The following is a 24597-nucleotide window of genomic DNA, read 5'->3' as shown; positions in this document are numbered from 1 at the left end:
GCACTTGAGTACCAGGGCCCGCAACGAACGCTTAAAGTACTGCGAGCGGCCTCCCCGCTCAAGGGAAACCGCTCGCAGTGCTGGATTCTTAGGAACTAGACTCCGGCGTAGGAGTGCAGACCGTCGAAGAAGATATTCACGATGGTGAAGTTGAAGACCACGCACAGGAAGCCGATGATCGACAACCAGGCCGAGCGTGGGCCCGTCCAGCCACCGGTGGCACGGGCGTGCAGGTAGCCTGCGTAGACAACCCAGATCACGAAGGACCAGACTTCCTTTGGATCCCAGCCCCAGTAGCGGCTCCAAGCGGCCTCAGCCCAGATCGCACCAGCGATGACAGTGAAGGTCCACATCACGAAGCCGATGGTGTTGATGCGGTAGGCGAAGTTCTCCAATGCGCCGGCACCTGGCACCACGCGCATGAAGGGCAGCTTGTCGTCCTGTCCAGCGGCCAGCCGGTTCATGCGAGCATGCTGTACCAGCTGCAGCACATTCATGGCGAAGCTGATGGCGAACAGTGCCGACGCCAGGACGGCGATGGAGACGTGAATGACGATCCATGGCGACTGCAGGGCAGGAACGAGGTGGCCAACCGGTGTCGGGAAGCCGATGGTGGCACCGCACAGCATCAAGGTGACCAGGCCGGAGATGAAGGATCCCATGAAGCGCAGGTCCTTGAAGATCAGCACCAGCAAGAAGACCAGAGCCACCAGGAATGCACCGGTGGACAGGAACTCGTACATGTTGCCCCAGGGCACTCGGTGCGCGGCTATCGCACGGGAAACCACGGCACCGCCGTGCAGGGCAGCGGCCAGCCACATCAGCACCACGGCAATGCGAGCCGTGGGGCGCTTGGCCGACAACTGCGTGTACTCCATCTTGTCGGTCACGATATGCTCGCCGACGTTGTCGGCACGCACAGCGGCACCCCGGCGCGAACGGGGCTTGGTGCCCACGGCGCCGCCGGCGCTAACCAGCAGTTCCTCGTCGCGCTTGAGCGCTTCGGAATCCATTTCGCTGATGGACTTGTTGGTCTTTGCCAGGTCCAAGGCGAAAATGATGAAGACCACTCCGTAGACCATGGCGGCCAGCAGCATGAACAACTGGCTGTATTCACCCAGCGTTTCATTGATTGGCGCTAATGCCCCAGCGTTATCCATTTACTGCTCCTTGGTTCTGCTCCTGGCTTGCCAATGGCCAAGCCTTGTCAAAGATCTTCTGTAGTTCTGCAGCTTCGCGTTCCAGACGCGGATCCTCGCCACGTGCCAGCAGTGCGTACTCGATACTACGCTTGCCGTTTTCTTGTTTCAGCTTCACCCAGACGCGGCGACGCGGGGTGAACAGCGAGACCGCAAGGCCGATCAGCGCCAGACCTGAGAAAATGCCGATTGGCAGCTTGCCCGGGTCATGATTGATGTCCAATGCAACGAAGCGCTTGAGGTCGTCAAAGGTAATCGAGCCCTTGCCGTCGGGCAGCTCGTAGGTCTGCCCCGCTTCGAGGATGATGCCGCCGGCATCCAAATCACGGCTGTTCAGCGGTTCCATCTTCTCCGTGTCCAGCACGAACACGTTTTGCGGGTTGCCGTCGTCAAGGCCCAGATCCCCGAAGTACGAGTTCAGGTGCAGCTGGGGGTTGATGGCGTTGGGATCGCCCGAGATGCCGAAGCCGTTCTCATCCACCAGTGCGGTTGGCAGCAAGAAGCCCTGGAAGCCCAGCTGCGATGGCTCGGCGTCCGGAACCTTCAGCACGAACATCGAGGTGTAGACCGAATCCTGCGGAATGGAAACCGCCGGGCCGGAATAGGAGACATTGCCGTTGCCATCCTTGACGGTGATCACCGGGGCGTAGCCATTGCCGACCAGGTACACGTCACCGCCGCTGATCCGCAGCGGATGGTTGACCTTCAGCTCCTGCTTCACTGGCTCGGCATCGGGCGATTCGCGCACCTTGACGTGGGCGGTGAAGTCCAGCGGCTGTCCGAAATGCGATTCGGATTCGCGGTCGAAGATGATGTCGAATTTGTCCAGCGTCACAGCAAAGGGCGGCAAATTATCGGCATTGAAGCCGGTGCCCGGGGTGAAGGAGTCGTAGGCCACCAGCGAATTCACGAAGGTCTCCCCCTCGACAACCACGCGCTGCCCGGTGTAGCCCAGGGCTCCGCCGATCGCGGCCGAAGCCAGTACGCCCATCAGCGAGATGTGGAAGAGCAGGTTGCCGATTTCGCGGGTATACCCGCGCTCTGCGGCAACCGAGGCCCCGGTGGCATCCTCGCGGCGCTCGACACGATAGCCGCGCTTCTTCAGGATCCTGAACGAATCCTCGATGACCTGCTGGTCATCGGGCGTATCCGTCTCGCCTTCCAGAATTTCATGCGAGCTGTACTGGGGAAGTCGTTCCAGGCGCACCGGGGTCCTCGGCGGCTGGGTGCGCAAGGCTTTGGCGTGCTTCTTCACACGCGGGATGATGCAGCCAATCAGCGAGACGAACAGCAAGATGTAGATCGCGGAGAACCACACCGATGAATACACTTCGAACATCTGGAAGCGATCCAGCCATGGACCAGCGGTGGTGTGCTGTTCCAGGTACTGGGCTACAGATTCGGGGTTGGCGTCGCGTTGCGGGAAGATCGATCCCGGTACCGCAGCGACGGCGAGCAGCAACAGCAAGAACAAGGCTGTTGGCATCGATGTCAGCTGGGTCCAGATCCAACGCATGGAACCCATGAATCCCAGAGCAGGCGCGTCGCCAGTTCCCTTGGAATTCCGTTGTTGTTTCGCCATTAAATTGGCAACCTCACTTCATTGGCAAACCAGTTTTGCAGTTCTGCTACCCATGTTCCCCACAGGCCGGTCACCATGACCAGTCCCAAGGCAATGAGTAGTCCCCCGCCCAAACGCATGATGAAAACCTGGTGCTTGCGGAAGAACGCCAGCGCCTGCATGCCGCGCTGCAACCCCATTGCAATCAGGATGAAGGGCAAACCCAATCCGAGGCAATAGAACACAGTCAGGAGCGTTCCACGCCCTACGTTCGCGTCCACACCGGTGGACATGATCAGTACCGCACTCAAGGTGGGGCCGATGCACGGTGCCCACCCCAGGCCGAAGGTCAGCCCCAGAACCGGGGCACCCCACAGGCCTGCAGGCGGTTTCCTGTGGATCTTGCGGTCACGCTGCATCCAGGAGAAGCCGCCCATGAACACGATGCCCATGAAGACCACGACCAGGCCCAATGCCTGGGTGACCCAGGAGCCGTTGAACCTGAGCCACGCGGAGGCCTGGCTGAAAAGCACGCCCGCTGCGATGAAGACCACGGAGAATCCCAGGACAAAGAGCAGTACGCCGGAGACCACGCGGCCGCGTCGGTGCTCCTTCAGATCCGCACCAGTCAACCCGGTGACGTAACCGAGATAGCCCGGCACCAGCGGCAGGACGCAAGGCGAAAGGAAGGAGACCAGCCCGGCCAGCAGTGCTACTGGGGCAGCCAGCAGCAACGACCCGTCCAGGACGATGTCGGCAAAGGGATTAGTGGTCACTGATCAGCTCACAACTCTTCGGTCAGAGCGGAGTCGATCAATGACTTCAGGGTGCCAGGCTCTACGGCACCGATCACGCGGGCACGGACACGGCCCTGGCGGTCCAGCACCAAGGTGGATGGAACCGCTTGCAACGGGACGTACTTGGTCATCGCCAGCTGGATGTCCCCGGAGGTATCCTGTACCGACTCATAGGGAATCTCGAAAGTGCGCTCGAAGGCCTTCGCCGCTTCGGCTTCATCGCGTACGTTGACGCCAATGAATTCGACTTTCTCGCCGAAGCCTTCAGCGATTCCCTTCAGATCCGGTGCCTCGATGCGGCACGGAGCGCAGGCGGCATACCAGAAGTTCATGACTACGGGCTTGCCCTGCCACTGCGTGAAGTCGATATCGGTGCCATGGTAGGTGGTGGCCTTGAGGGCAACCGGTTCGCTGCGCTTGGAAACTTCGTACTCTTCCACGGCGCCGTCGCCAGCGATGTAGTTCTTGCCGTCGCCGCTGTTTGCTTGCGCGGTCAGCGCATCTTCCTTGCCGCTGCAGGCAGCCAAGGGCACCACGGCGGCGGCAACCATGAGCGAACGCAACATGGTGCGGCGGCTCAAGTGGCGAGGATTAGGCACAGGATCTGTCATTTTGCTTTAGGCTCCAGGGATATTCGCCGCGCCGGCAAGCAGCTCGGGGCACGGCTCGGTGTAACGCACGGAGACCAATTCGTCTCCCTCAAAATCAAAGCTGGTGATGGAAGCCAGGGTGCACTCGCGCTGGCGCGGATCGTGCCAAAGCGGCTTCTTCTCGGCGGCGCGGCGCGTAACCCAGATCGGCAACTGGTGGCTGACGATAATGACTTCCGCTCCTTCACCGTGCTCGGCGAGGGCGGCCTTGCGGTGCTCATCCATGGCCAGGCGCATGCGAGCAACCTGCTGGGCATATGGTTCGCCCCATGAAGGCTTCAGCGGGTTGACCAGCAGCGGCCAGTACTTCGGCTGACGCAGGTGCTCCGCAACCTTGGACAGCCCTTCCAGCTTGTTGCCGGCTTCGATAACCCGCTCGTCGGTGTGGACCTGCAGATCCAGAGCATTGGAGGTCGGCGCGGCTGTCTGCTGGGCTCGCAGGAGCGGTGAGGCCACCAGGCGCACTACGTTGCCGCCTTCTGCTTGGCGCTTGGCAAAATATTCTCCTGCCCCATCGGCCATCTGGAATCCGAGTTCCGAGAGCCCGAAGCCGGGGATCCTGCCGTAGAGCATACGGTCAGGGTTGAAAACTTCCCCGTGGCGCAACAAATGGACGGTCGATAAAGGCATGCCTCCAGTGTCTCAAATATTCGGTGCAAATTAGCCATATTGTGGCCACCGTCAACTATTCACAGGACACGCATTGGAATCCCATATGGAAAAACCATCCTTTCGGAGGGGTTGCTCACAATCGACTGCCACTACGCTTAGTTAATAAGACAGTTCGACCCAGAAGGACGCATCATGAGCGACAACGATCCTAACCAGCCGGGCCAGCCCTACAACCCGGGCCCTTCCGGCCAGGGTTCATCGCAGAACCCGTACGGCGAAAACCCCTACGGCCAGCAGCCCTCGCCGTATGGCCAGAACCCGTACGGCCAGAATCCGAATCCTTACGGGCAACCGCAGGCACCGGGCTACGACCAGTATGCCCAGCAGGGCGGTTACGCCGGCGTGCAGCCGCCGACCGAGCGGCCACGGACCTTGGCTATCGCCTTTGGCTTGATCATGCTCGCGGGCATCTTCAGTGCCCTCGCCAGCTGGCTGATGACCAACTCCAACATGATGGCCAACATGATTGGCCAGCAGTGGTCGCTGGTGCAAGAAGAGTTCCAGAACCAGATGCAGAGCACCCCGGGCATGGAGCAGGATCCACTGGTTGAACAGATGATGGCAAGCCCTGAGGCCTTCATGGCCCAGGTCAATTCCATGATGTCGACCTTCGTGATTATCTCCATGATCATCACCTTGGCCCTGTATTTCCTGGTGGGCTTCTTCGTTGGCCGCGGCGTGGGCGCCATGCGAATTATCGCCACGATCCTCGGTGCGCTTTCACTGCTGAATCTGGTGACTATCGTTCCAATGATCAGCATGTTCGCTGACACTCAAGCCGGAATTATCAACGCTGTCTACGTTGTGGGCATCTTGTTGGGCATTGCAGGCGTGGTCTTCGCCTGGTTGCGCCCTTCTTCGCAATACATTGCGCAGCGCCGCCAGGCTCGCCTGGCCGGCTTCCGCTAAACGCATGGCCGAGCCTCTTCGCGAGGCCCTGCAGGGACAATAAAGGCGTAGCCGCTCCATCCACCCAAGGGATGACGCGGCTACGCCTTTTCTCGTCTGCGCGGCTTCAGCCTTGAACGGCGAGGTATGCCAGGATCTGCAATTCAGTGGAAAGATCAACGCGCCGCAGGTTCATGCCCGCGGGTACGCGAAGCGGCATCGGTGCGAACGAGAGCACCGAGCGGACCGAAAGCGCGGCCAGTTCGTAGACCAGGTCCTGCGCAGCATCGCCCGGAATTGCCAGAACAGCGATGTTGATTTCTTCGCGTTCAACCACTGCGGCCAAGTCCGCGATCGCTTCCACGTGCAGCTCGCCGACCGGGCTGCCGACCAGTGCGGGGTCGATATCCAGGATCGCCTTGACGTTGAAGCCACGAGTCCTGAAGCCTGCATATCCGCTGAGCGCGCGCCCCAGGTTACCGGCGCCGAGGATGGCCACACGCCAGTCCTGGTTCAGGCCGAGGGTGCGGCTGATATGTTCTGCCAGTTCGCGGACCACGTAGCCCACCCCGCGGGTTCCGTAGGAACCCAACCAGGAAAGGTCTTTGCGCAGGATGGAGGGGTTCACTCCAGCTTCCTTGGCCAGCACCCCGGAACTGGTGCGTTCCAGGCCCTGGGCTTCCAAGGCGTTCAGCGCGCGCAAGTACTGGGTCAGTCGAGCCAGCGTGGCCTCAGGCAGGACCCGGGCTTCAAGCTCTGACATCTTCGTTCTCCCGCACTTTTCGGTGCTCTTGAAGAGCACAACGCATTTTCATTTATTCGGCAGCGGCTAGCTGCTCAGTAGTCGTTCCAGACGCTGTGCGTCGATGTGCCAGAAGTCGCGGACTTCTCCGTTGATCAGCAGAACCGGCACTTCCTCGTGGTGCTTGGCCAGCAATTCAGGGTGCTGGTCAATATCCAGTTCGGAAAACTCCATATTCAACCGGCCAGTCACCTCGGCCACGGTTGCGCGTGCGGCCTGGCACAGGTGGCAGCCTTCTCGAACCAACAGCTGGATCTGATTCAAAGTACTCACCTGCCTATAATCTCACGAGCCGTAACCGCCCTTAAACTTGGCAATGAAATAAACTGGATCAAATGTCTTCCATCGATCATCACCCCAGCCCGAATTCCGCCCTGGCTCCGGACACGGTCGCCGCTTTCTTCGATGTAGATAACACCCTTGTGCGCGGTGCATCGCTGTATCTGCTGGCCCGGAAACTGCATGAGCGCCGCTTCTTCCAATTCCGCGAAATCCTCTGGTTCGCGCTCAAGCAGTTGCGCTTCGCCGCGCGCGGTGAGCACCTAGGGGACATTCACCAGATTCGCGACCGTGCGTTGATGATGGTCCGAGGGATCCCGGTGTCCGAGATCGAGAAGATCGGCAACGAGATCTATGACGAATACATCGAACCCAAGCTATGGACCGGTACGGTAGCCATTGCTCGCCAGCATCGGACGGTGGGCCGTGAAGTCTGGCTAGTCACTGCCACTCCCCTGGAAGTGGCGAATGTCATCTCGCAACGTCTCGAACTTACCGGTGCATTGGGCACTGTAGTGGCCAGCGAAGACGGTTTCTACACCGGAGCGCTGGCCAGCCCGATCCTGCACGCTGCGGAAAAAGCGCAAGCGGTGCGCACCCTGGCGAAGGCTCGCGGCATCTCGCTGTCGAAATCATGGGCATACTCGGATTCCTACAATGATGTTCCCTTGCTTGAAGCTGTGGGACACCCCGTATGCATCAATCCCGATGCGCGGCTTCGCGCCTACGCCAAGCGCCGCGGCTGGCAGGTCTACGATTTCCGCACCGGCCAGCGAGCTGCCAAACTAGGCCTGAAGGCCGCTGGAGTGCTTGGTGCGCTCTGGGCGGCGCGACGGTCCATTCTGCGCCGTTCCGGCTCTTAGGCCGGCGCTGGGCGGCTTTGGATAAAGCAATCGCCACCGTTCAACAGTTTCACTGTGAAGCGGTGGCGATGATTGCCAAGCGGCAAATGCTCAGAAGTAGATTTACTTCTTATTACGACGCTGGTGGCGGGTCTTACGAAGCAATTTGCGGTGCTTCTTCTTCGACATACGCTTGCGGCGCTTCTTGATAACAGAGCCCATAGTGGTTCCTCACAAACTAAATAAATGCGTCAACCCCAAATGCCTGCTTGCGCGCGAGCCCAAGGACAAGGTTGACCGGACGTTAAACGTTCCTTAACAGATTACCCGCTTTTCGGTCATGCTCTGACCATCGCGCGGACTATCGACCGTAAGAACCGGTACCGTGCTGCGGATCAATGGCCGCGGCATTCAGATATGATTCCACGGCGTTTTCCGGAACGCGATAGGAGCGACCGAACTGAACAGCAGGCAAATCACCGGCGTGGATCAGCCGATAAACGGTCATTTTGGAAACGCGCATCATGTCGGCCACTTCGGCCACAGTCATGAAACGGGCTCCGGCAAAATTCTGTTTATCCGTCATGCGGGATATTCTCCTGACGCTGATCTCTTATTCGTCGCGTTAATTTAGCGAAGATGAACTTACACGACTTTGGATCAACATCGGCGGTTCAGGTTCACGTTCGCTTTGTACTAGTCTAATCGCACTTTTGTAACTTTTGCATCACGAAACACACACGTGACCATCTGAATCACATTTTTTGATGCCTGAACGAGACAATCCGCGTGATTTCACCGGGTCCCCAATGAATTCACGCGGATTGCAGCGCTGCAGATTATTAGATGACGCCCTGTGCGAGCATTGCGTCTGCGACCTTCACGAAGCCCGCGATGTTGGCGCCGGCGACGTAGTTCCCCGGCATGCCGTACTCGTCTGCAGTAGCAGCACAGCTGGTGTGGATGCCGACCATGATCTCAGTCAGGCGACGCTCGGTGTGCTCGAAGCTCCATGCATCGCGGCTGGCGTTCTGCTGCATCTCCAGAGCGGAGGTAGCAACACCACCAGCGTTGGCTGCCTTGCCCGGGCCGAAGAGCACCCCTGCATCCTGGAAGATCGAGGTCGCTTCAGCGGTAGTAGGCATGTTGGCGCCTTCGGCCACTGCGATGGTGCCAGCAGCAACCATCTTCTTTGCGGCCTCAGCGCCCAATTCGTTCTGGGTTGCGCAGGGCAGCGCCACGGTGCCTGCAACGTCCCAGACGCTGCCACCGGCAACGTACTTCACCTTCTTGGTGCCACGGCGTTCGGCATACTCGGAGATGCGGCCGCGCTCAACTTCCTTGATCTGACGCAGCAGATCCAGGTCGATGCCGCCCTCGTCAACGATGAAGCCGGCCGAGTCGGAAGCCGTAACGACCTTCGCTCCCAGTGCCTGCGCCTTCTCGATGGCGTGGATTGCCACGTTGCCCGAACCGGAAACGACCACGCGCTGGCCATCGAAAGTCTGGCCGCGGGTCTTGAGCATTTCTTCAGTGAAGATCACTGCGCCGTAGCCGGTGGCTTCCGGGCGAACCAGGGAACCGCCCCAGCTCAAGCCCTTGCCCGTCAGCACACCGGACTCGTAGCGGTTGGTGATGCGCTTGTACTGGCCGAAGAGGTAACCGATTTCGCGGCCGCCAACGCCGATATCGCCGGCTGGCACGTCGGTGTATTCGCCAATGTGGCGGTAGAGCTCAGTCATGAAGGACTGGCAGAAGCGCATGACTTCGCCATCGGACTTGCCGCGCGGGTCGAAGTCCGAGCCGCCCTTGCCGCCGCCGATGGGCATGCCGGTCAGGGAGTTCTTGAAGATCTGTTCGAAGCCCAGGAACTTGACGATGCCAAGGTAAACCGATGGGTGGAAACGCAGACCGCCCTTGTATGGGCCCAGAGCCGAGTTGAATTCAACGCGGAAGCCGCGGTTGATCTGCACGCGGCCTTCGTCGTCAACCCATGGCACTCGGAAGATGATCTGGCGTTCAGGTTCGCACAAACGCTGCAGGATTGCGGCTTCGGCGTATTCAGGATGCTTGACCGATACAGCTTCAAGGCTGTCGAATACTTCCGTGACGGCCTGGTGGAATTCTGCTTCGCCGGGATTGCGGCGGAAGACTTCGTCGCGAATCGTCGCTAAGTGCTTATCCAAGTTTTTCTCCTCATCACTTGGGGCAGGCACAGGCGCACAAGGGGCCTCATTGCCGGCGTCACTGCCCCGCACACGAGAATGCCATGCTGGGCATTCTGAACAAAATTTTCATGTTATAAAACAGGATTGCGCGCGTAACTTAAAAGATTGACCATATTGCACGGTTGCAGCGCCGAAGACTGGACAAGAGCTAGCGCCGACGCCCGAACCGCGGAAGTTTCTCGAAAAACTCTTGCGCACGTCCAGTAACTTGTTCCAGGCCTTGGCCAACGCGCCGCCCGATCTGCTGAGCCGTTGGATTCGATACCGCTGCCAGCTGCCCCTCGGCTTCGGCCTGCGTGGTTGCCAGCTCCTGGCCCTCCGGTTGGGCAGGTACCAAATCGGCGCACCAGCGCACGAGATCTTCCAGCGCTGAGGTATCAATGCTGTAGATGCGCCGCTGCCCGGCAGCGGCCATGCTCACGAGTTCAGCTTCGCGCAGCACCTTCAAGTGCTTGGAAACAGTCGGCTGCGAGATCTCCAGTTCAGTGACCAGAGTGCCCACTGCTTTCGGCTCGTTCTTGAGCGCTTCTATTATCTTTCGTCGGGTTGGTTCAGCCAACGCCGAAAACACTTCATCAATTGCCACACACATAACCCTAACGGCATATGAACGGTTGGCAATCGATTTCCATGCCTAAAATGCTGTGAGGTCTCGCCTCTGTCTCCGTTGGCCGCAGCCATGCGAGGCTAGTCGAACCATGGATCGAGCCCGAAAAGCGGGAATATCTCCTTGCGTGTAGCAATGATGGTTCGGTCTACCGGATCGGCCGGATCATAGCCGACTTCCCAATTGCGCCACCACAGCTGGGCGTCATCGCCCATGAGGTAAGGCATGGCACGGCCGTACCTTTCCAGAACGTAGCGGCGGAAGGTCTCGGGAACATAGGTACGCAACGGCACCGGCTTGCCGGCAACAATCGCCGTCAGATGGGTCCAGGTACGCGGCACGACGGCGGTGACGTTGTATCCCCCGCCTCCGGTAGCCAGCCACCGGCCTTCGCACAGCTCATCTGCCAACTGGGATATGTCCAGGGCCGCCTGGCGTTGCGCATCAACAGACAGCTTCAAGTTGGTCATGTCATCATCACGGTGCGCATCGCAACCGTGCTGGGAGACGATGATTTCGGGCTTGAAGGCGCGTACCAGCTGCGGAACGATCGCATGGAAGGCACGCATCCACCCGGAGTCCCCGGTCATTGCCGGCAGAGCAACATTTACTGCGCTGCCTTCGGCGTTCTTGCCGCCAATTTCATTGGCGAATCCCGTACCGGGGAACAGTGACAGCCCGGATTCATGGATGGAAATGGTCAGCACGCGTTCGTCATCCCAGAAGATCGACTCGGTGCCATCCCCGTGATGCGCGTCCACATCGATGTAGACCACGCGTTGGGCACCCTGTTCCAGCATGCGATGGATCGCGGCAGCAGCGTCATTGTAGATGCAGAAACCGCTGGCCTTGCTTTTCGCGGCGTGGTGCATGCCGCCGGCGAAGTTCACCGCACGGACCACCTCTTGGTCCATGATGGCTTGGGCCGCTGCTACCGAACCGCCAACAATGCGCCCGGCGGCTTCATGCATCCCGGCGAATACCGGGTCGTCTTCGGTGCCCAAGCCGAATTCTTCGGCAACGAGTGTTGGATCCTGGCTCACCCGCCGCACCTGATCGATATAGCTCTGGTCATGGACGGAGCCGATGACCGCATCGTCGGCAATATCCGGAGCCTGTATCGTGACGTTCGGCGCATCGAAGATATCCAGCTCATCGCTGAGTCGATAGGTCAGTTCTAGCCGTGAAGGGTGCATGGGATGCCAGTCGCTGAATTTGTACTTCAGATACTCTTCATCCCACATCACCATGGTGGGCCGTGGGGCATGCTGCGGATCTAACACGATTTCAGGCTACCCGATAGTGACCCAACTCATGAATTCATGGCAGTTTGCGCGGCTTGTCGGGTCTTTAGCCGGGCAACACAAGCGTTTAGCGGTGGAAACGCGTAAATTACTAGAAGGACTTCAAATCCTCATGGCAAAGAACTGTTCCCCAGGAAACGGCGAGTAATAAATGAGCACAGCCAGTGCATCGGGCCCCAGCGCCCGGGCAGCTGAAATGCGCGAACAGCGACGCAAGAAATGGCTGACCGTTCGCATCGCAGTTGCGGACTTCACCGTGCGCTCCCCCGCGCGCTTGACTCTTGGCGCCTTCTTGCTGGCTATCACGTTGTTCACCTCCCTGCTCGCGGCGCCGTTTTCCTCGGCCACAGGGGAAGCCACCGCGCTGCATGACGCATTATTCACCGCTGTGTCGGCAGTTTGCGTTACTGGCCTAACGACCGTCTCCACCGCTGTGCACTGGTCATTCGCCGGTCAGCTGATCATGCTGGTCGCAACGTTCATGGGCGGCCTGGGCATTTTGACCCTGGCCTCCATCATGTCCCTGGCGGTATCCCGCAAGCTGGGCGTGCGAGCCAAGCTGATGGCGCAGAATTCGATGAACAGTTCTGGAGCCTCAGCGCTGGGTGAAGTAAGCTCATTGCTGCGCATCGTGATCCTCACAGCGATCAGCCTGCAGGCGGTCATCGCGCTCTTTCTGATCCCGCGCTTCTACATTCTGGGTGAAAGCGTCCTGTCCGCCATCTGGCATGGAATCTTCTATGCCGTCTCGGCTTTCAACAATGCAGGCTTCACCCCGCACTCCGACGGATTGGTTCCCTACGAAACCGACCTGTGGATCCTGGGCCCATTGATGGCCGGCGTGTTCACCGGTTCCTTGGGTTTCCCGGTGATCATGGTGCTGCTGGCGCACAAGTTCAATATGAAGAAGTGGAACCTGCACACCAAGCTGACCATGCTCACCACCACCATCCTGCTCTTTGCCGGATCCTTCCTGTGGCTGATTTTCGAATGGGCCAATCCCAAGACCATCGGTGGCTTATCCATCAGCGACAAGCTCATTCATGGCTTCTTCGCCTCCACCATGACCCGTTCTGGCGGCTTCAACCTGGTGGATCAGAACGACATCCACCAGGTGACCATCTTGTTGACCGACGCATTGATGTTCGCCGGTGGCGGTTCAGCTTCTACTGCTGGCGGCATCAAGGTCACCACCATTGCCGTGATGTTCTTGGCGATCTTGGCCGAGGTCCGTGGCGATACTGACGCGAAGGCCTTTGGCCGGCAGATTCCGCAAGGCACCATGCGCGTGGCCATCTCCGTGGTCGCCATGGGTGCTTCGCTGGTGATGGTCGCTACCGGCGCACTCGTGACCATCGACGAATCGGTGGGCTTCTCGCGAGCCCTGTTCGAGTCGATCTCGGCCTTTGCTACCGTGGGCCTGAGTAGCGGGGTTTCGCAAGAAGTGCCTCCGGCCGGCAAGTATGTGCTCAGCGCGTTGATGTTTGCCGGACGCATCGGCAGTATTACGCTCGCCAGCGCGTTGACCATGCGCCACCGCAATACGCTGTTCAGACTCCCAGAAGAAAGGCCGCTCATTGGCTGACAAGAACATAGACCACAATGCCCCGGTGCTGGTTATCGGCCTGGGCCGCTTCGGTGCATCTGTCGCTGAAACGCTGGTCAAGCAGGGGCGCGAAGTGCTGGCCATTGAGCGCAGCCCGGAGCTCGTTCAGCAGTGGGCCAGCACCTTGACCCACGTGGTCGCGGCCGACGCGACCAATATTGACGCCCTGCGCCAGCTCGGCGCCCAGGAATTCTCCTCGGCCGTCGTGGGCGTGGGTACCTCCATCGAATCATCCGTGCTGATCACCGTGAACCTGGTGGATCTGGGCATTGAGCATCTGTGGGTCAAGGCCATTACGCCCTCCCATGGCAAGATTCTTACCCGCATTGGTGCCAACCACGTCATCTACCCGGAAGCCGATGCCGGTGTGCGTGCCGCGCACCTGGTCGGTGGCCGCATGCTCGACTTCATTGAATTCGATGACGGCTTCGCCATCGTGAAGATGTACCCTCCGAAGGAGACCCAGGGCTTCACCTTGGCCCAGTCCCAAGTCCGCTCCAAGTACGGGGTGACGATCGTTGGTGTGAAGTCCCCGGGCGAGGATTTCACCTACGCCATGCCGGATACCATGGTGACTCGCCGAGATGTCCTGATCGTCTCGGGGCACGTGGACCTGCTCGAGCGTTTCGCAGCACGCCCGTAGGGCACGAGGATCGGGAATACGGCGGTGGCCGGCAACCAATTGGTTGCCGGCCACCGCCGTATTGAATGCTCGTTCCTAGCCGAGCTCTTCACTCAGCTGCGCTGCACGGGCGGCTGCCGCTTGCGTGCCCGCAGCAATAATCTTTGGAATTCCCTGCTCATCGAAGGTGGCGATAGCCTGCTCGGTGGTGCCCTTCGGGCTGGTTACTGCCTTGCGCAGGGTCGCGGGATCCGCGTCAGGGTTCGAGAGCATCTTGCCGGCACCGGCCACAGTGGCACGTGCCAGCGCGATTGAAAGCTCTTCATCCAAGCCCATGGCCACACCGGCATTGGCCATGGCCTCAGCCAGGTAGAAAGCATAGGCCGGACCGGACCCGGAAATTGCCGAGAGCGCATTTTGCTGCTCTTCGTCGATGACGTGCACGTCGCCGGATCCGGAGAGCAGATCGGTGACCAACTTGGTCTGCTCGTCGCTCACGCTTGCCGCCGGGCTGATTCCCACCACGCCGGCACCGACCATCAAAGGGGTGTTCGGCATGGAACGGATGACCGGCTGGCCAGCTGGCAGATGAGACTGCATGCTGCTCAGGGTGATAGCGGCGGCTACGGAAACAACGACCTTCTGCGCGTCCAGCGATCCGGAAATCTCCTCGCACAGTTCGGTGATGCCTACCGGCTTCACGCCCAGGAAGATAATGTCTGCGCTGGCGGCAGCCCGGCGGTTGGCTTCGGGATCTTCCTCGCTGACCAAGACGTTGATGCCCAATTCGCGCAGTTCCGCTACGCGGTTATCGCTTCGCACGGTAGCGGTGATGAGCTGCGGGTCATGGCCCGAGGCGATGATGCCACGCAGGATGGCGCCGTTCATGGAGCCGGCGCCGAGGAAGGACAGGGACAGATTCTTTGTTGCTTCACTCATATGGCTATTGTGTCATTGGCTTGGGGTCGCTGCCGACTGTTAAGTGCTGGCGGGCAAATTCTAGGGTCTTTCCCAGCCATTCTTCTTTTTGCCCGGTGTTGCGAGCTTTGCGTGTGGAGACCTCGACCGCTACGGTTCCGCTCCAATTGGCATCACGCAGATATTGCAGCGTTTCGGCCACCGGTTGGGTGCCCAGGCCTGGCACAAGGTGCTCGTCTTTGCCGTTATCCAAACCATCGCACAGATGAACGTGCGCCAGTCGCTGGCCCAGGTCCTCGACGGCTTGGCGCGAATCCATATTGGCAATCGCCGCATGGGAGAAATCCCAGGTCACATGCTGGTAGTGCTGCGGGACTGGGTTCCAGTGCGGAAGGTACATTTTCGCTTCACGGCCCCGGGCACGCCATGGGTACATGTTTTCCACGGCGATTTTCATCCCCGTGGTCTCAACCAATCGCTGCACGCCTTCGGCGAATTCTTCGGCGTAGGCGCCCTGCCACCTGAATGGCGGATGGGCGACAACCACATTTGCGCCGACCGCTTGGGCCAGGATGACCGAACGTTCGATCTTGGCCCAAGCAGAGCCCCACACCTGCTGGGTGAGCAGCAGTGTCGGTGCGTGGATGGCCATGATCGGCAGTTGGTACTTGTCCATCAAGGCTTTGAGCGCGGTCGCAGATTGGCTGGCTGCGTTGCCGGTAATCAGCACTTCCAGCCCGTCGTATCCCACGTCCTTGGCCATCGCGAAGGCGTCATGGACGGTCAGCGGATAAACTGACGCGCTAGAGAGGGTGACTGGCACCTTCATTGTGCTCTTCTGGTCTTCCATGCTCTTGCCTCCTGTTACCGTGTCCACTGTGCGGGCACCGCTTAGCCAAGAAGGTTAGCTGCTGGGTTTGGCGAGAAATTTGTACTTCTCGTTATCCAGAGCTACTTCCCCAACTCCAACGCTACTACTGAGCGGTGTCGCAGAGTCAAACATCACGTGATCAAAACGTCGCAGCATCAAGCCTTCACGAATCGCCCAAGGGCAAATCCGCACAGATTTCAGTTTCAAGGCATTCATCGCTTCGTGAGCGACAATCGCCCCGGCAAGCAGTTGCGGGGCGCGAATCTCCGAGACACCGGGCAGTTCTGCCCGTTCAGCCCAGCTCATCGCGGTCAATCGGTTGGTCCACAATTTCAATGCGTCACGATTGAGCACGCGCTTAACATAGGGGCCTTCCGTGCTCGGCGCGGCTCCGGTGATGCGAGCCAGCGAGCGGAAAGTCTTGGAAGTAGCGGTGGCCAAGGTGGGCTTGCCATACTGGCGCAGCTCGGTAGTCGGGTCCGTGAGAACGTCGCGCACGTACGTACGCAGTTCCTTGACTTCCTTAATGGACGGCAGGTCGTTAGGAAGCCATTCGCGGGTCAGACGGCCGGCGCCCAGGGGCACGGAGAAGGCTGTTTGCGGGAACTCGTCAACGCCCAAGGCCAGCTCCAGCGAGCCTCCGCCCATATCCAGGTTCAGGATGGATTCCGAAGACCAGCCAAACCAACGGCGTACGGAGTAGAAGGTCATGCCGGCTTCTTCTTCGCCGGTCAGTTCCATCAAGCTCACGCCCGTCTCGACTTCGACGCGTTCCAGGACGGCAGCACCGTTGGAGGATTCGCGTATCGCTGAAGTGCAGAAAGCCATGAAGTCCTCAACCTGGTGGTTTTCGGCGAACTTGGCGGCTTCCTTGATGAAGGAGATCAGCTCGCGCTGGCCCTCTTCAGTTATGGCGCCATACTCATTGAGGTAGCGCACCAAGGACAAGGGTCGCTTGTGCGAGGCATAGGGAACCGGGCGGGCTCCCGGATATGCATCGACGAGCAACAGGTGAACGGTATTCGAACCGATATCCAATACACCGAGTCTCATGGTGCGCTCCTCGTTAGGCCTGGCAAGAAAGACTAGTCAGTCTTTTTCGCGGTCGTCTTCTTGGCCGTAGCCTTCTTCGCCGGGGTCTTCTTGGCTGCTGGCTTCTTGGCCGGCGCCTTCTTTGCCGTGCGCTTCACCGGTCCGCGGGCACGTTTGTCGGCCAGCAGCTCGATAGCCTGCTCGCGTGTCAGTTCCTCCAGGGAGGTAGTGCGCGGAACGGTGATGTTGGTGACGCCGTCGGTGATGTATGGACCGAAGCGGCCATCCTTGACCACGATGTTCTTCTCGCTGGTCGGGTCCACTCCGAACTCGGCCAATGGCGGTACCGCGGCACGACGGCCACGCTGCTTCGGCTGCGCGTAGATCGCCAGCGCTTCGTCCAAGGTGATCGTGAAGATCTGCTCTTCGCTCTCGATCGAGCGCGAATCGCTGCCCTTCTTCAGGTACGGACCGAAGCGGCCGTTCTGCACGGTGATCTCTTCGCCGTCAGCGTCAGCACCCAGTACACGAGGCAGGCTCATCAGCTTCAGGGCATCTTCCAAGGTCACTGATTCGACAGTCATGGACTTGAACAGCGACGCGGTGCGCGGCTTGACCTTGGTTGGCTTCTTCGGCGGCTTCGGCTTGCCATTCTTGTAGTACTCGACCGGCTGGGCCGCCAATTCCTCTTCGGTTGGCTCCGGGATGATCTCGGTGACGTAGGCGCCGTAGCGGCCATCCTTGGCTACGATCTGGCGACCGGTTTCCGGATCAATGCCCAAGTGCATTTCGGAGACCTGCGAGTTGGCAAAGAGCTCCTCTGCCTTTTCGGCAGTCAGCTCATCCGGGGCCAGATCCTCAGGCACGTTGGCGCGCTGCGGCTCGGTGCCTTCCTCGGCGCCTTCCGGGATGGCACGTTCCAGGTACGGGCCGAACTTGCCCACACGCAAGGTGATGTCGTCGGTGACCTTGATCGAGTTGATCGCACGGGCGTCGATGTCGCCGAGGTTATCGACCACATGCTTCAAGCCTTCGGATTCGGTCTCCGCGCCCTTGCCGAAGTAGAACAGGTTCAGCCAGTCGGTGCGGGCACGATGGCCCTTGGCGATCTCATCGAGATCATCTTCCAGGCGGGCGGTGAAATCGTAGTCCACGTACTTCGCGAAGTGCTCTTCGAGCAAGCGGATCACCGAGAAGGCGATCCAGCTCGGCACCAGGGCGCCGCCTCGCTTGGTGACATAGCCGCGGTCCATGATCGTGGAGATGGTTGGCGCGTAGGTCGACGGGCGGCCGATCTCGCGCTTTTCCAGCTCGGCCACGATCGAAGCTTCGGTGTAACGAGCCGGCGGGGAGGTTTCGTGGCCTAGAGCGGTCAGCTCATCGCCGGCCAGCTGCTGGCCCACAGCCAGCTGCGGCAGGCGGGCTTCGGCATTCTCTGCCGCGGCTTCCAGGGCCTGTTCGTCCTTGCCCTCCTCATAGGCGGAAAGGAAACCGCGGAAGGTGATTACGGTGCCGGAGGCCGAGAACTCGGCCACGCGCTGATCGCTGGCGGTGCCCTGCAGCTTGATGGTGGCGGTGAAGCCCTTGGCATCGGCCATCTGCGAGGCGACGGTGCGCTTCCAGATCAGCTCGTACAATGCGTACTCGTCCTTGGACAACGAGGAACGCACGTCCTTCGGGCGGCGGAACATGTCACCGGCCGGGCGGATTGCCTCGTGGGCTTCCTGCGCGGCATCGTTCTTCGCCTTGTAGACGCGCGGCTTGGCTGGAACGGAATCCGCGCCATACAGTTCGGTTGCCTGCTTGCGCGCGGCATTCACTGCCTCGCCCGAGAGGAAGACCGAATCGGTACGCATATAGGTGATGTAGCCGTTTTCATACAGCCGCTGAGCGATCTGCATGGTGATCTTGGAGCTCCAGCGCAGCTTGCGGGATGCTTCCTGCTGCAGCGTGGAGGTGGTGAAAGGGGCGGCCGGACGACGGGTGTACGGCTTGTCCTCGACGGAGGTCACCGCAAAGCCGGTGTCCGACAGGTTCGCCACCAGCGACTGGGCCGACTCCTGATCCAGGTGGGCCAGCTTATTGCGGGTGGTCTTCAGCTGGCCGCGGTCATCGAAGTCACGGCCGGAGGCGACACGGGCGCCGTCCACTGCCGAGAGCTTCGCTGCGAAGCCTTCGCCTTCACTGGTGGCGAAGTTGCCCTTCACATCCCAGTATCCGGCGGGGATGAAGGCCATGCGTTCGCGTTCGCGCTCGACGACCAAACGGGTTGCCACGGACTGCACGCGGCCTGCGGACAGCCCGCGAGCCACCTTGCGCCAGAGCACCGGTGAAATTTCGTAACCATAGAGGCGGTCCAGGACACGGCGGGTTTCCTGGGCGTCGACGAGGTCGGTATCGAGCTCGCGCATGTTTTCCAGTGCGCGGGCGATGCCTTCCTTGGTGATTTCGGTAAATGCCAGGCGGCGTACCGGAACCTTTGGCTTCAGGACCTGCAGCAGGTGCCACGCGATGGCTTCGCCTTCGCGGTCCGCATCGGTTGCGAGGTAAAGTTCGTCAGCTTCTTTGAGCTTCGCCTTCAGTTCGGAAACGCGCTTCTTCTTGTCCGGGTAGACCATGTAGTAAGGCTCAAAGTCGTTGTCCAGATCGACAGCGAACTTGCCTACTGAGGTCTTTTTCAGCTCGGTTGGCAGTTCTGAGGGCTGCGGAAGGTCGCGGATATGGCCCACTGAGGCATCCACGTCAAAGCCTTCACCCAAATATTTGGCGATCGACTTCACCTTGGCAGGAGACTCCACGATTACGAGTTTCTTACCAGTCTTTTCCTTGGCCTTGGGGGGCACAGCACTCCTTTAGACAACACGGACCTAGGACACCCATTTCCGGGCCCTGATCGATCCGCCATCGCAGCTTCGTTCTTCATGCCTACTCTATAAGCACATTTCCCGATGATCTTACACCGAAGAATCTGCGCTCCCTGAGCCGGGCATACTTATGATGATGCCTCCCCCATGCTCTGGTATTCGGGAAGCAATGAGATTAAGTAGAACATACGCCGCGAATCAATACTGCGTTCCTCGGCTGTTGCCTGTGCCTCGTATTCGTAGACCAGATCCAGCATTCTGCGGTTGAACTCGCGTTGCTTGGCTTCCGAGAGGAAGACCAAACCGCTAGTCAGCATCGGCGGACGATCCGGGTCCGGAGCGATTCCGGTCTTCGCTTCTGCCTCGCGCCGCTGGACTTCAGCATTGAGCCGGGTGCGGAATGCGTTCAATTGCACGTTCAAGTACGCAGTTTTGGCGTTCGCCGAGTCGATCTGCGTGTTCAGCTCTAGCCGTTCACCAGCCGCTCGCCACCGCCGCTCGCGTGCGTCTCCTTCGCTGGCAGCACGAATCACGTACCCGTACTTCTCCAGGGCCCGGAGGTGATAGCTCATGGCGCTAGGTGTCAGCGCACACAAGGATGCAAGTTCTGTAGCGGTGCGGGTGGTCTGCGAAGCAAAGAGCTCATCCAAGACGATCAGTCGAGCGTCATGGGCCAACGCTCGAATCGCCTGAGGGTCAGTGATCGAGACAACTTGTGGGATTTCCGCCTCATCGCGCGAGGCGGCCCCACCTTGTTCCTCAATTGTGTTCCGTGTCATAGGGAAAAACTTTAGCGCTTGTTTCACATTTTCTGAAGCAGGCCATGTCGCAAGAGTCGCTTCACTGCTTCATAAAGCAGGTCCGCGAAGTCTTCTTGCCCTTCTCCAATCAAGGAATCCAACGCGTTGACTAGTTGCGATACCGACAAATCACCATCGCAGGCGGAAACAAATCCTGCCTGCGCGGTATCAAGCAATTCAGTACGGCGCAGCCCTGCCCCCTGCCGCAGCAAGATCACGCCGGGGTGCTCCGCCCCCGGACGCTGATGGCGCTCCTCAGTAACATCCTCGGCCACCAGCAGGTGCCAATCCTTGAACCCTTCATTGGCGGCGGCCAGCTGGTCGGACATGGCAATGTCCCGCTGCAGGGTCGGGGCCAGCGGCTGTTCCACCTGGTGCGAGATCTGCTCGTAGCGCTGCAGTACCGGATGGCCTGCGGCTGGACGGCGGAAGTACACCAGACCGAAGCCGATGGCACCCACGCCGCGGGACTCGAAGTCATCGAGGTATGCGTTGTAGGCGGAGATGTATGAAGTGCTGTCCTCGGTCTGGGAAGCGTCGCGCAGCCATGTCTCGGCGTAGCCGCTTGGCGTTGTTTGCTCGCGCTCGATCACCCATACGTCCAGCTGGTCGCCGAACCACTGGCGCACGCGGGCATCCCACGGCTGGTTGGATTCATCATCTAGGCGAGGAATCTCCCAGTTTGACAGCATTTGCATGCAGCCACCCGGCGCCAGGAAGCCAGGAGCCTGCTCGATCAAGGTGCTCACCAGCGTATCGCCGGCCATCCCGCCATCACGGTAGGTGAACCGGTCCTTGGCGCGCTCGTTGCTGCTTCGCGGGGTAATCACGAACGGCGGGTTGCTGGCGATCAGGTTGAAAGTGGATCCAGCCACCGGATCGAACAGGCTTCCCTGGAGCAGGGTGACCCGCGATTCGAGGTTATCCGGATCCAGCTCCAGGGCCTGGTAGTTGAGCATCAGGTTGAAGCGGGTGAAGCCCAGGGCTCGGGCCGACAGGTCTGTGGCCGTAACATGCTCCGCGTGCGATAGCAGATGGAACAGCTGGATGCCGCAGCCGGTACCCAAGTCCAGTGCGCGCTCGACCTTTTCGCGGATCGTGATCTGCGCCAGGGTCAGGGACGCCTGGCCAATGCCCAGCACATGGTCGGTGCGCAACACGCCGGGACGCTGGTGGGCACCCAGGTCGTGGGCCACCCACAATTCACCGTCAGCATCGGAGGAATGCAGCGCCAGGGCAATCTTGGCCCGGTAACCGGTAGCCCAGGACTCGATCAGGCCCAGCTTGAGCAATCCGTCGGTCTTCAATGTCGGGAAGGCGGCATTGATGGCCGCGTCTTCCTGGGTCTGGCCCATTTGGAAGAGGCGAACCACACAGGCAAGCGAGCTATCTGGCCTGCTACGATCCAGGTTTCGCAAGGCAGGGTGGAGCTGGTCGCGGGCAAATGCTGCCGCAGCTTCCTCACCAAGCAGCCCCGCAACATTTTCATAGTTGTACCCGACATCAGTGAGGTCTTTGGCTAGCGAGTCGATGAGCAGTTGATTGTAGCTCTGGGGAGCGTCATCAATGGAAGAAAATTCAGCAGCATTCACACCTCCAAGTCTACCGAGTAACTCAACGGGTGATAGCTAGGCCAGGCAAACTACGGCGACCTATGATGTGGGCATGACCCAAGTAACGGTGACCTATCTCCAGCAACTCGACTCCGCTGATGTCATTCGCTCGGCCAAGTCCTTGCCCGAGGACGCCCGGATCGAGCTGGCCAAGGAGATCACCCCGGAATTTTCGCGGTTTCTGTATCAGAGCGTGGGCAGCGAATTGAACTGGTCTGACCGCCTGGGTTCGACCCGAGACCAGTGGGACGAAGTGCTCCGACGCCCGGGCTCAGAAACCTGGGTGCTCTACCAGCACGGTGCTCCCCAGGGGTACGTGGAGCTCGTCACGGAAGTCGCGGACGCCGGCAGCGAGGTCGAGATCTTCTACTTCGGCTTATTTCCCGAAGCTACCGGCCGCGGCCTTGGCGGGGTGCTGCTCAGCGAAGCACTGCAACAGGCCTGGGCCCTGGGTTCACGATGGCCGCAGCTGCCTGAGGTCAGCCGGGTATGGCTGCATACCTGCTCACTGGACGGACCGGCGGCGCTACCGAACTACCAGGCGCGAGGGCTGAGAATCTACCGGACCGAGGTGGAACAGGTCGACGTCAAGGATGCGTCGCGCGGAATGTGGCCGAAGGTGACCGCATAGAAAACGCGGCCTGGACTTATGGAAAGTCCAGGCCGCGGTTGGTGAAAGCTGAAGTTAGGCGTCTACGGTGCTGCAGTCTGGGCAGCGGCGCAGTGCTTCGTCCTTTGCGCAGTCCTCGCAGAACAGGCGCAGGTTGCGGCAGGCCGGGTCCGAACAGTTCTCGAACTTGTTGGTTGGACCTTGGCAGCCCACGCATTCACCGATGGTGACAGCGTCTTCGGAGAATTCGGTATGCATGCGCTTATCGAAAACGTAGAGAGAGCCTTCCCATAGGCCTTCATCCCCGTACTTCTCGCCATAGCGGACGATGCCGCCCTGCATCTGGTACACCTCTTGGAATCCGCGTTTGACCATCAAAGCCGAAAGCACTTCGCAGCGAATGCCGCCGGTGCAGTAGGTGACCACCGGCTGGTCCTTCAGGTGGTCGTACTTGCCCGAATCCAGCTCGGCAACGAAATCGCGGGTGGTGTCCACTTCGGGGACAATCGCGTCCTTGAACTTGCCGATCTGCGCTTCGAATGCGTTGCGGCCATCGAAGAAATGGACCTTCTCGCCGGTCTTCTTCTTGTTGTCAACCAGCTCGTGAAGTTCTTCGGGGCGCAAGTGGGTGCCACCACCGACAACACCGTTCTCGTCAACTTCCAGTTCGCCAGGAGCGCCGAAGGTCACGATCTCGTCGCGAACCTTGACGGAGATACGCGGGAAGTCTTCTGCCGAACCTTCCGACCACTTGATATCCATCTTCTTGAAAGCTGGCAGTTCTCGCGTGGCCTTGACGTAGGCCTTGACTGCGGAGATCTCGCCACCAACGGTGCCGTTGATGCCGTCTTTGGAGATGATGATGCGTCCGCGCAAGCCCCAGCGCTCCAGCAGCGAGCGCTGCCAAAGGCGGATTGCCTCCGGGTCTGGGAGCGGAGTAAAAGCGTAATACAGAACAATACGATGAATGGCCACCCTACAATGTTAGTAGCTTTTGGCCGCGAAACGCCGAGGAAAAGAGCAATGTCACATTGATCTTTCCCGAAAATATCGAGCTCTCGGCCAGTGCAATAGTTCCAAGTAGGCAACGATTAGTTCAATGTCAGCTAATTCCTAGGAAAGACAAGGTAGGGTCAAATTATGGCATCAAACGCAAGCGATGAACTGATTGGCACCTGGGTAGCAGGCTGGGCTGGGGCTCGTGGTTATGAAACCCGCAACGAAGGACGGGTCCACGCTGCGCTGCGCCACGACACCACTGAAGACTGGGAATACGTCATCTATGGTCCCTCCAAAGAGGAACTCGCAGCAGTAGCCGAGACCCTGACGAAGCACCCGAACCGTCGGCTGACGGCTTTCGACGACTCCGCCGAGAATCTGGTTGCCATTGCGGCTGAAGTAGGCCTGCAGGTCACTGCCGATGACGAAGCACTGATGGTCACCGAACTAGCCGTGCACGACGTCGAGGTCCCACTGCCTGCAGACGGGTTCGTCTTCCAGATTGAACGCGATGGCACTCATGCCTACGTTTCGCTGCATCCCGAGGACAACCAGGAAGTCGTTGCGGCATCCGGCCATGTCTCAGCAGTTGGCGGATACGCAATCTTCGACCGCATCATCACCGGCGCCGATTTCCGCCGCAAGGGCCTAGGTACCCTGATCATGCGTGCGCTGGCTTCGCTGGCTCAAGAACACGATGTTGATGAAGGCCTGTTGATCGCTTCGGTCGATGGCCAGCAGCTTTACGCTTCGCTGGGCTGGACTTCGCTGGGCAAGGTTGTCATGTTCAAGGCCTAGGGCCTCCAAGATTACTCTTATCGCCGTGCTTGACG

At 59.8% G+C, this 24597-nt stretch carries 25 protein-coding genes; 6 read left to right on the top strand and 19 right to left on the bottom strand.

Going from position 1 to position 24597, the window contains the following annotated elements:
- Positions 1 to 95: 95 nt before the first annotated feature.
- From ccsB to ACP3TE_RS12515, 5 genes are read right to left on the bottom strand one after another with little or no spacing between them, the layout of a single operon-like run.
- Positions 96 to 1160, bottom strand: coding sequence for a c-type cytochrome biogenesis protein CcsB (ccsB, locus tag ACP3TE_RS12535; protein WP_105656949.1), 1065 nt, complete (start codon positions 1158 to 1160; stop codon positions 96 to 98).
- Positions 1153 to 2781 carry a cytochrome c biogenesis protein ResB gene (resB, locus tag ACP3TE_RS12530; RefSeq protein ID WP_426733760.1) on the bottom strand — a complete coding sequence of 543 codons (1629 nt, stop codon included), beginning with the start codon at positions 2779 to 2781 and terminating at the stop codon, positions 1153 to 1155. Before resB ends, ccsB begins: the two co-directional genes overlap by 8 nt.
- Positions 2781 to 3536, bottom strand: a complete 756-nt coding sequence (locus tag ACP3TE_RS12525; protein WP_332485938.1) for a cytochrome c biogenesis CcdA family protein — start codon at positions 3534 to 3536, stop codon at positions 2781 to 2783. The genes resB and ACP3TE_RS12525 overlap by 1 nt, the downstream gene beginning before the upstream one ends.
- 8 nt (positions 3537 to 3544) lie before the next feature.
- Entirely contained in the window at positions 3545 to 4138 is a 594-nt protein-coding gene (locus tag ACP3TE_RS12520; protein ID WP_426733758.1) for a TlpA family protein disulfide reductase, read from the bottom strand.
- A 36-nt stretch (positions 4139 to 4174) separates the two neighbouring features.
- Positions 4175 to 4837, bottom strand: a complete 663-nt coding sequence (locus tag ACP3TE_RS12515) for a histidine phosphatase family protein (RefSeq protein ID WP_105656953.1) — start codon at positions 4835 to 4837, stop codon at positions 4175 to 4177.
- A 174-nt stretch (positions 4838 to 5011) separates the two neighbouring features.
- On the opposite strand from ACP3TE_RS12515, the gene ACP3TE_RS12510 reads away from it, so the two are divergent.
- Positions 5012 to 5788, top strand: a complete 777-nt coding sequence (locus ACP3TE_RS12510) for a DUF3824 domain-containing protein (RefSeq protein WP_105656954.1) — start codon at positions 5012 to 5014, stop codon at positions 5786 to 5788.
- A gap of 106 nt (positions 5789 to 5894) precedes the next feature.
- Here the strand turns inward: ACP3TE_RS12510 and ACP3TE_RS12505 are convergent, their stop codons facing one another.
- Together ACP3TE_RS12505 and ACP3TE_RS12500 are read right to left on the bottom strand one after the other, a co-directional pair.
- The gene (locus tag ACP3TE_RS12505) at positions 5895 to 6569 is read right to left on the bottom strand and encodes a redox-sensing transcriptional repressor Rex (protein WP_286134124.1); all 675 of its coding nucleotides are present in this window, start codon (positions 6567 to 6569) and stop codon (positions 5895 to 5897) included.
- A gap of 27 nt (positions 6570 to 6596) precedes the next feature.
- Positions 6597 to 6842 carry a glutaredoxin family protein gene (locus ACP3TE_RS12500; protein WP_332485935.1) on the bottom strand — a complete coding sequence of 82 codons (246 nt, stop codon included), beginning with the start codon at positions 6840 to 6842 and terminating at the stop codon, positions 6597 to 6599.
- A gap of 62 nt (positions 6843 to 6904) precedes the next feature.
- On the opposite strand from ACP3TE_RS12500, the gene ACP3TE_RS12495 reads away from it, so the two are divergent.
- On the top strand, positions 6905 to 7711 hold the full coding sequence (locus ACP3TE_RS12495) for an HAD family hydrolase (RefSeq protein ID WP_105656956.1): 807 nt from the start codon (positions 6905 to 6907) through the stop codon (positions 7709 to 7711).
- Between the two features lie 102 nt (positions 7712 to 7813).
- Here ACP3TE_RS12495 and ACP3TE_RS12490 read toward each other — a convergent pair whose 3' ends face one another.
- The 5 genes from ACP3TE_RS12490 to ACP3TE_RS12470 all read right to left on the bottom strand — a co-directional run bounded on the left by ACP3TE_RS12490 (position 7814) and on the right by ACP3TE_RS12470 (position 11775).
- Positions 7814 to 7912 (bottom strand): 30S ribosomal protein bS22, encoded by a 99-nt coding sequence (locus tag ACP3TE_RS12490; RefSeq protein WP_005504750.1) that lies wholly within the window; start codon positions 7910 to 7912, stop codon positions 7814 to 7816.
- Between the two features lie 139 nt (positions 7913 to 8051).
- Positions 8052 to 8276, bottom strand: a complete 225-nt coding sequence (locus ACP3TE_RS12485; protein ID WP_013349804.1) for a helix-turn-helix domain-containing protein — start codon at positions 8274 to 8276, stop codon at positions 8052 to 8054.
- 256 nt (positions 8277 to 8532) lie between these two features.
- Positions 8533 to 9876 (bottom strand): NADP-specific glutamate dehydrogenase, encoded by a 1344-nt coding sequence (gdhA, locus tag ACP3TE_RS12480; protein ID WP_105656957.1) that lies wholly within the window; start codon positions 9874 to 9876, stop codon positions 8533 to 8535.
- Between the two features lie 190 nt (positions 9877 to 10066).
- Complete coding sequence (locus ACP3TE_RS12475) at positions 10067 to 10510, bottom strand: ArsR/SmtB family transcription factor (RefSeq protein WP_353615988.1); 444 nt, start codon at positions 10508 to 10510, stop codon at positions 10067 to 10069.
- A gap of 95 nt (positions 10511 to 10605) precedes the next feature.
- Positions 10606 to 11775, bottom strand: a complete 1170-nt coding sequence (locus ACP3TE_RS12470; protein WP_181148815.1) for an acetoin utilization protein AcuC — start codon at positions 11773 to 11775, stop codon at positions 10606 to 10608.
- 205 nt (positions 11776 to 11980) lie between these two features.
- Here ACP3TE_RS12470 and ACP3TE_RS12465 point away from each other — a divergent pair, with 205 nt between their 5' ends.
- On the top strand, positions 11981 to 13414 hold the full coding sequence (locus ACP3TE_RS12465) for a TrkH family potassium uptake protein (protein ID WP_105656958.1): 1434 nt from the start codon (positions 11981 to 11983) through the stop codon (positions 13412 to 13414).
- A gap of 25 nt (positions 13415 to 13439) precedes the next feature.
- On the top strand, positions 13440 to 14078 hold the full coding sequence (locus tag ACP3TE_RS12460; RefSeq protein ID WP_105657082.1) for a potassium channel family protein: 639 nt from the start codon (positions 13440 to 13442) through the stop codon (positions 14076 to 14078).
- Between the two features lie 75 nt (positions 14079 to 14153).
- On the opposite strand, the gene proC is transcribed toward ACP3TE_RS12460, so the two are convergent.
- The 6 genes from proC to ACP3TE_RS12430 form a co-directional block, all read right to left on the bottom strand.
- On the bottom strand, positions 14154 to 14996 hold the full coding sequence (gene proC / locus ACP3TE_RS12455; protein WP_426733754.1) for a pyrroline-5-carboxylate reductase: 843 nt from the start codon (positions 14994 to 14996) through the stop codon (positions 14154 to 14156).
- A gap of 4 nt (positions 14997 to 15000) precedes the next feature.
- A complete protein-coding gene (locus ACP3TE_RS12450; RefSeq protein ID WP_105656960.1) occupies positions 15001 to 15825 on the bottom strand; it encodes a sugar phosphate isomerase/epimerase family protein in 825 nt (274 codons plus the stop codon).
- A 54-nt stretch (positions 15826 to 15879) separates the two neighbouring features.
- Entirely contained in the window at positions 15880 to 16899 is a 1020-nt protein-coding gene (locus ACP3TE_RS12445; protein WP_105656961.1) for a Ppx/GppA phosphatase family protein, read from the bottom strand.
- A gap of 32 nt (positions 16900 to 16931) precedes the next feature.
- On the bottom strand, positions 16932 to 19721 hold the full coding sequence (gene topA, locus ACP3TE_RS12440; RefSeq protein WP_105656962.1) for a type I DNA topoisomerase: 2790 nt from the start codon (positions 19719 to 19721) through the stop codon (positions 16932 to 16934).
- A gap of 149 nt (positions 19722 to 19870) precedes the next feature.
- Entirely contained in the window at positions 19871 to 20521 is a 651-nt protein-coding gene (locus ACP3TE_RS12435; RefSeq protein WP_105657083.1) for an ArsR/SmtB family transcription factor, read from the bottom strand.
- A gap of 23 nt (positions 20522 to 20544) precedes the next feature.
- Positions 20545 to 22134, bottom strand: a complete 1590-nt coding sequence (locus tag ACP3TE_RS12430; protein ID WP_388063441.1) for a DUF7059 domain-containing protein — start codon at positions 22132 to 22134, stop codon at positions 20545 to 20547.
- A 73-nt stretch (positions 22135 to 22207) separates the two neighbouring features.
- Between ACP3TE_RS12430 and ACP3TE_RS12425 the strand changes: the two genes are divergently transcribed.
- Positions 22208 to 22786 carry a GNAT family N-acetyltransferase gene (locus ACP3TE_RS12425; RefSeq protein ID WP_105656964.1) on the top strand — a complete coding sequence of 193 codons (579 nt, stop codon included), beginning with the start codon at positions 22208 to 22210 and terminating at the stop codon, positions 22784 to 22786.
- 54 nt (positions 22787 to 22840) lie between these two features.
- Here ACP3TE_RS12425 and ACP3TE_RS12420 read toward each other — a convergent pair whose 3' ends face one another.
- Complete coding sequence (locus ACP3TE_RS12420) at positions 22841 to 23740, bottom strand: rhodanese-related sulfurtransferase (RefSeq protein WP_105656965.1); 900 nt, start codon at positions 23738 to 23740, stop codon at positions 22841 to 22843.
- 165 nt (positions 23741 to 23905) lie between these two features.
- Here ACP3TE_RS12420 and ACP3TE_RS12415 point away from each other — a divergent pair, with 165 nt between their 5' ends.
- The gene (locus ACP3TE_RS12415) at positions 23906 to 24562 is read left to right on the top strand and encodes a GNAT family N-acetyltransferase (protein ID WP_105656966.1); all 657 of its coding nucleotides are present in this window, start codon (positions 23906 to 23908) and stop codon (positions 24560 to 24562) included.
- Positions 24563 to 24597 lie beyond the last annotated feature (35 nt).

The sequence above is a fragment of the Glutamicibacter sp. 2E12 genome, from assembly GCF_050030965.1.
Lineage (GTDB): Bacteria > Actinomycetota > Actinomycetes > Actinomycetales > Micrococcaceae > Glutamicibacter.
This window is presented reverse-complemented; position numbering and strand designations above follow the sequence as displayed.

Excerpts from the sequence above, each read along its gene's own strand:
- ACP3TE_RS12490 (WP_005504750.1), bottom strand. The coding sequence starts at position 7,912 with ATGGGCTCTGTTATCAAGAAGCGCCGCAAGCGTATGTCGAAGAAGAAG.
- ACP3TE_RS12415 (WP_105656966.1), top strand. The coding sequence starts at position 23,906 with ATGGCATCAAACGCAAGCGATGAACTGATTGGCACCTGGGTAGCAGGC.
- ccsB (WP_105656949.1), bottom strand. The coding sequence starts at position 1,160 with ATGGATAACGCTGGGGCATTAGCGCCAATCAATGAAACGCTGGGTGAA.
- proC (WP_426733754.1), bottom strand. The coding sequence starts at position 14,996 with ATGAGTGAAGCAACAAAGAATCTGTCCCTGTCCTTCCTCGGCGCCGGC.
- ACP3TE_RS12475 (WP_353615988.1), bottom strand. The coding sequence starts at position 10,510 with ATGTGTGTGGCAATTGATGAAGTGTTTTCGGCGTTGGCTGAACCAACC.
- ACP3TE_RS12495 (WP_105656956.1), top strand. The coding sequence starts at position 6,905 with ATGTCTTCCATCGATCATCACCCCAGCCCGAATTCCGCCCTGGCTCCG.
- ACP3TE_RS12470 (WP_181148815.1), bottom strand. The coding sequence starts at position 11,775 with ATGGTGATGTGGGATGAAGAGTATCTGAAGTACAAATTCAGCGACTGG.
- ACP3TE_RS12510 (WP_105656954.1), top strand. The coding sequence starts at position 5,012 with ATGAGCGACAACGATCCTAACCAGCCGGGCCAGCCCTACAACCCGGGC.
- ACP3TE_RS12465 (WP_105656958.1), top strand. The coding sequence starts at position 11,981 with ATGAGCACAGCCAGTGCATCGGGCCCCAGCGCCCGGGCAGCTGAAATG.
- ACP3TE_RS12425 (WP_105656964.1), top strand. The coding sequence starts at position 22,208 with ATGACCCAAGTAACGGTGACCTATCTCCAGCAACTCGACTCCGCTGAT.
- ACP3TE_RS12515 (WP_105656953.1), bottom strand. The coding sequence starts at position 4,837 with ATGCCTTTATCGACCGTCCATTTGTTGCGCCACGGGGAAGTTTTCAAC.
- ACP3TE_RS12445 (WP_105656961.1), bottom strand. The coding sequence starts at position 16,899 with ATGAGACTCGGTGTATTGGATATCGGTTCGAATACCGTTCACCTGTTG.
- ACP3TE_RS12450 (WP_105656960.1), bottom strand. The coding sequence starts at position 15,825 with ATGGAAGACCAGAAGAGCACAATGAAGGTGCCAGTCACCCTCTCTAGC.
- ACP3TE_RS12485 (WP_013349804.1), bottom strand. The coding sequence starts at position 8,276 with ATGACGGATAAACAGAATTTTGCCGGAGCCCGTTTCATGACTGTGGCC.
- resB (WP_426733760.1), bottom strand. The coding sequence starts at position 2,781 with ATGGCGAAACAACAACGGAATTCCAAGGGAACTGGCGACGCGCCTGCT.
- ACP3TE_RS12435 (WP_105657083.1), bottom strand. The coding sequence starts at position 20,521 with ATGACACGGAACACAATTGAGGAACAAGGTGGGGCCGCCTCGCGCGAT.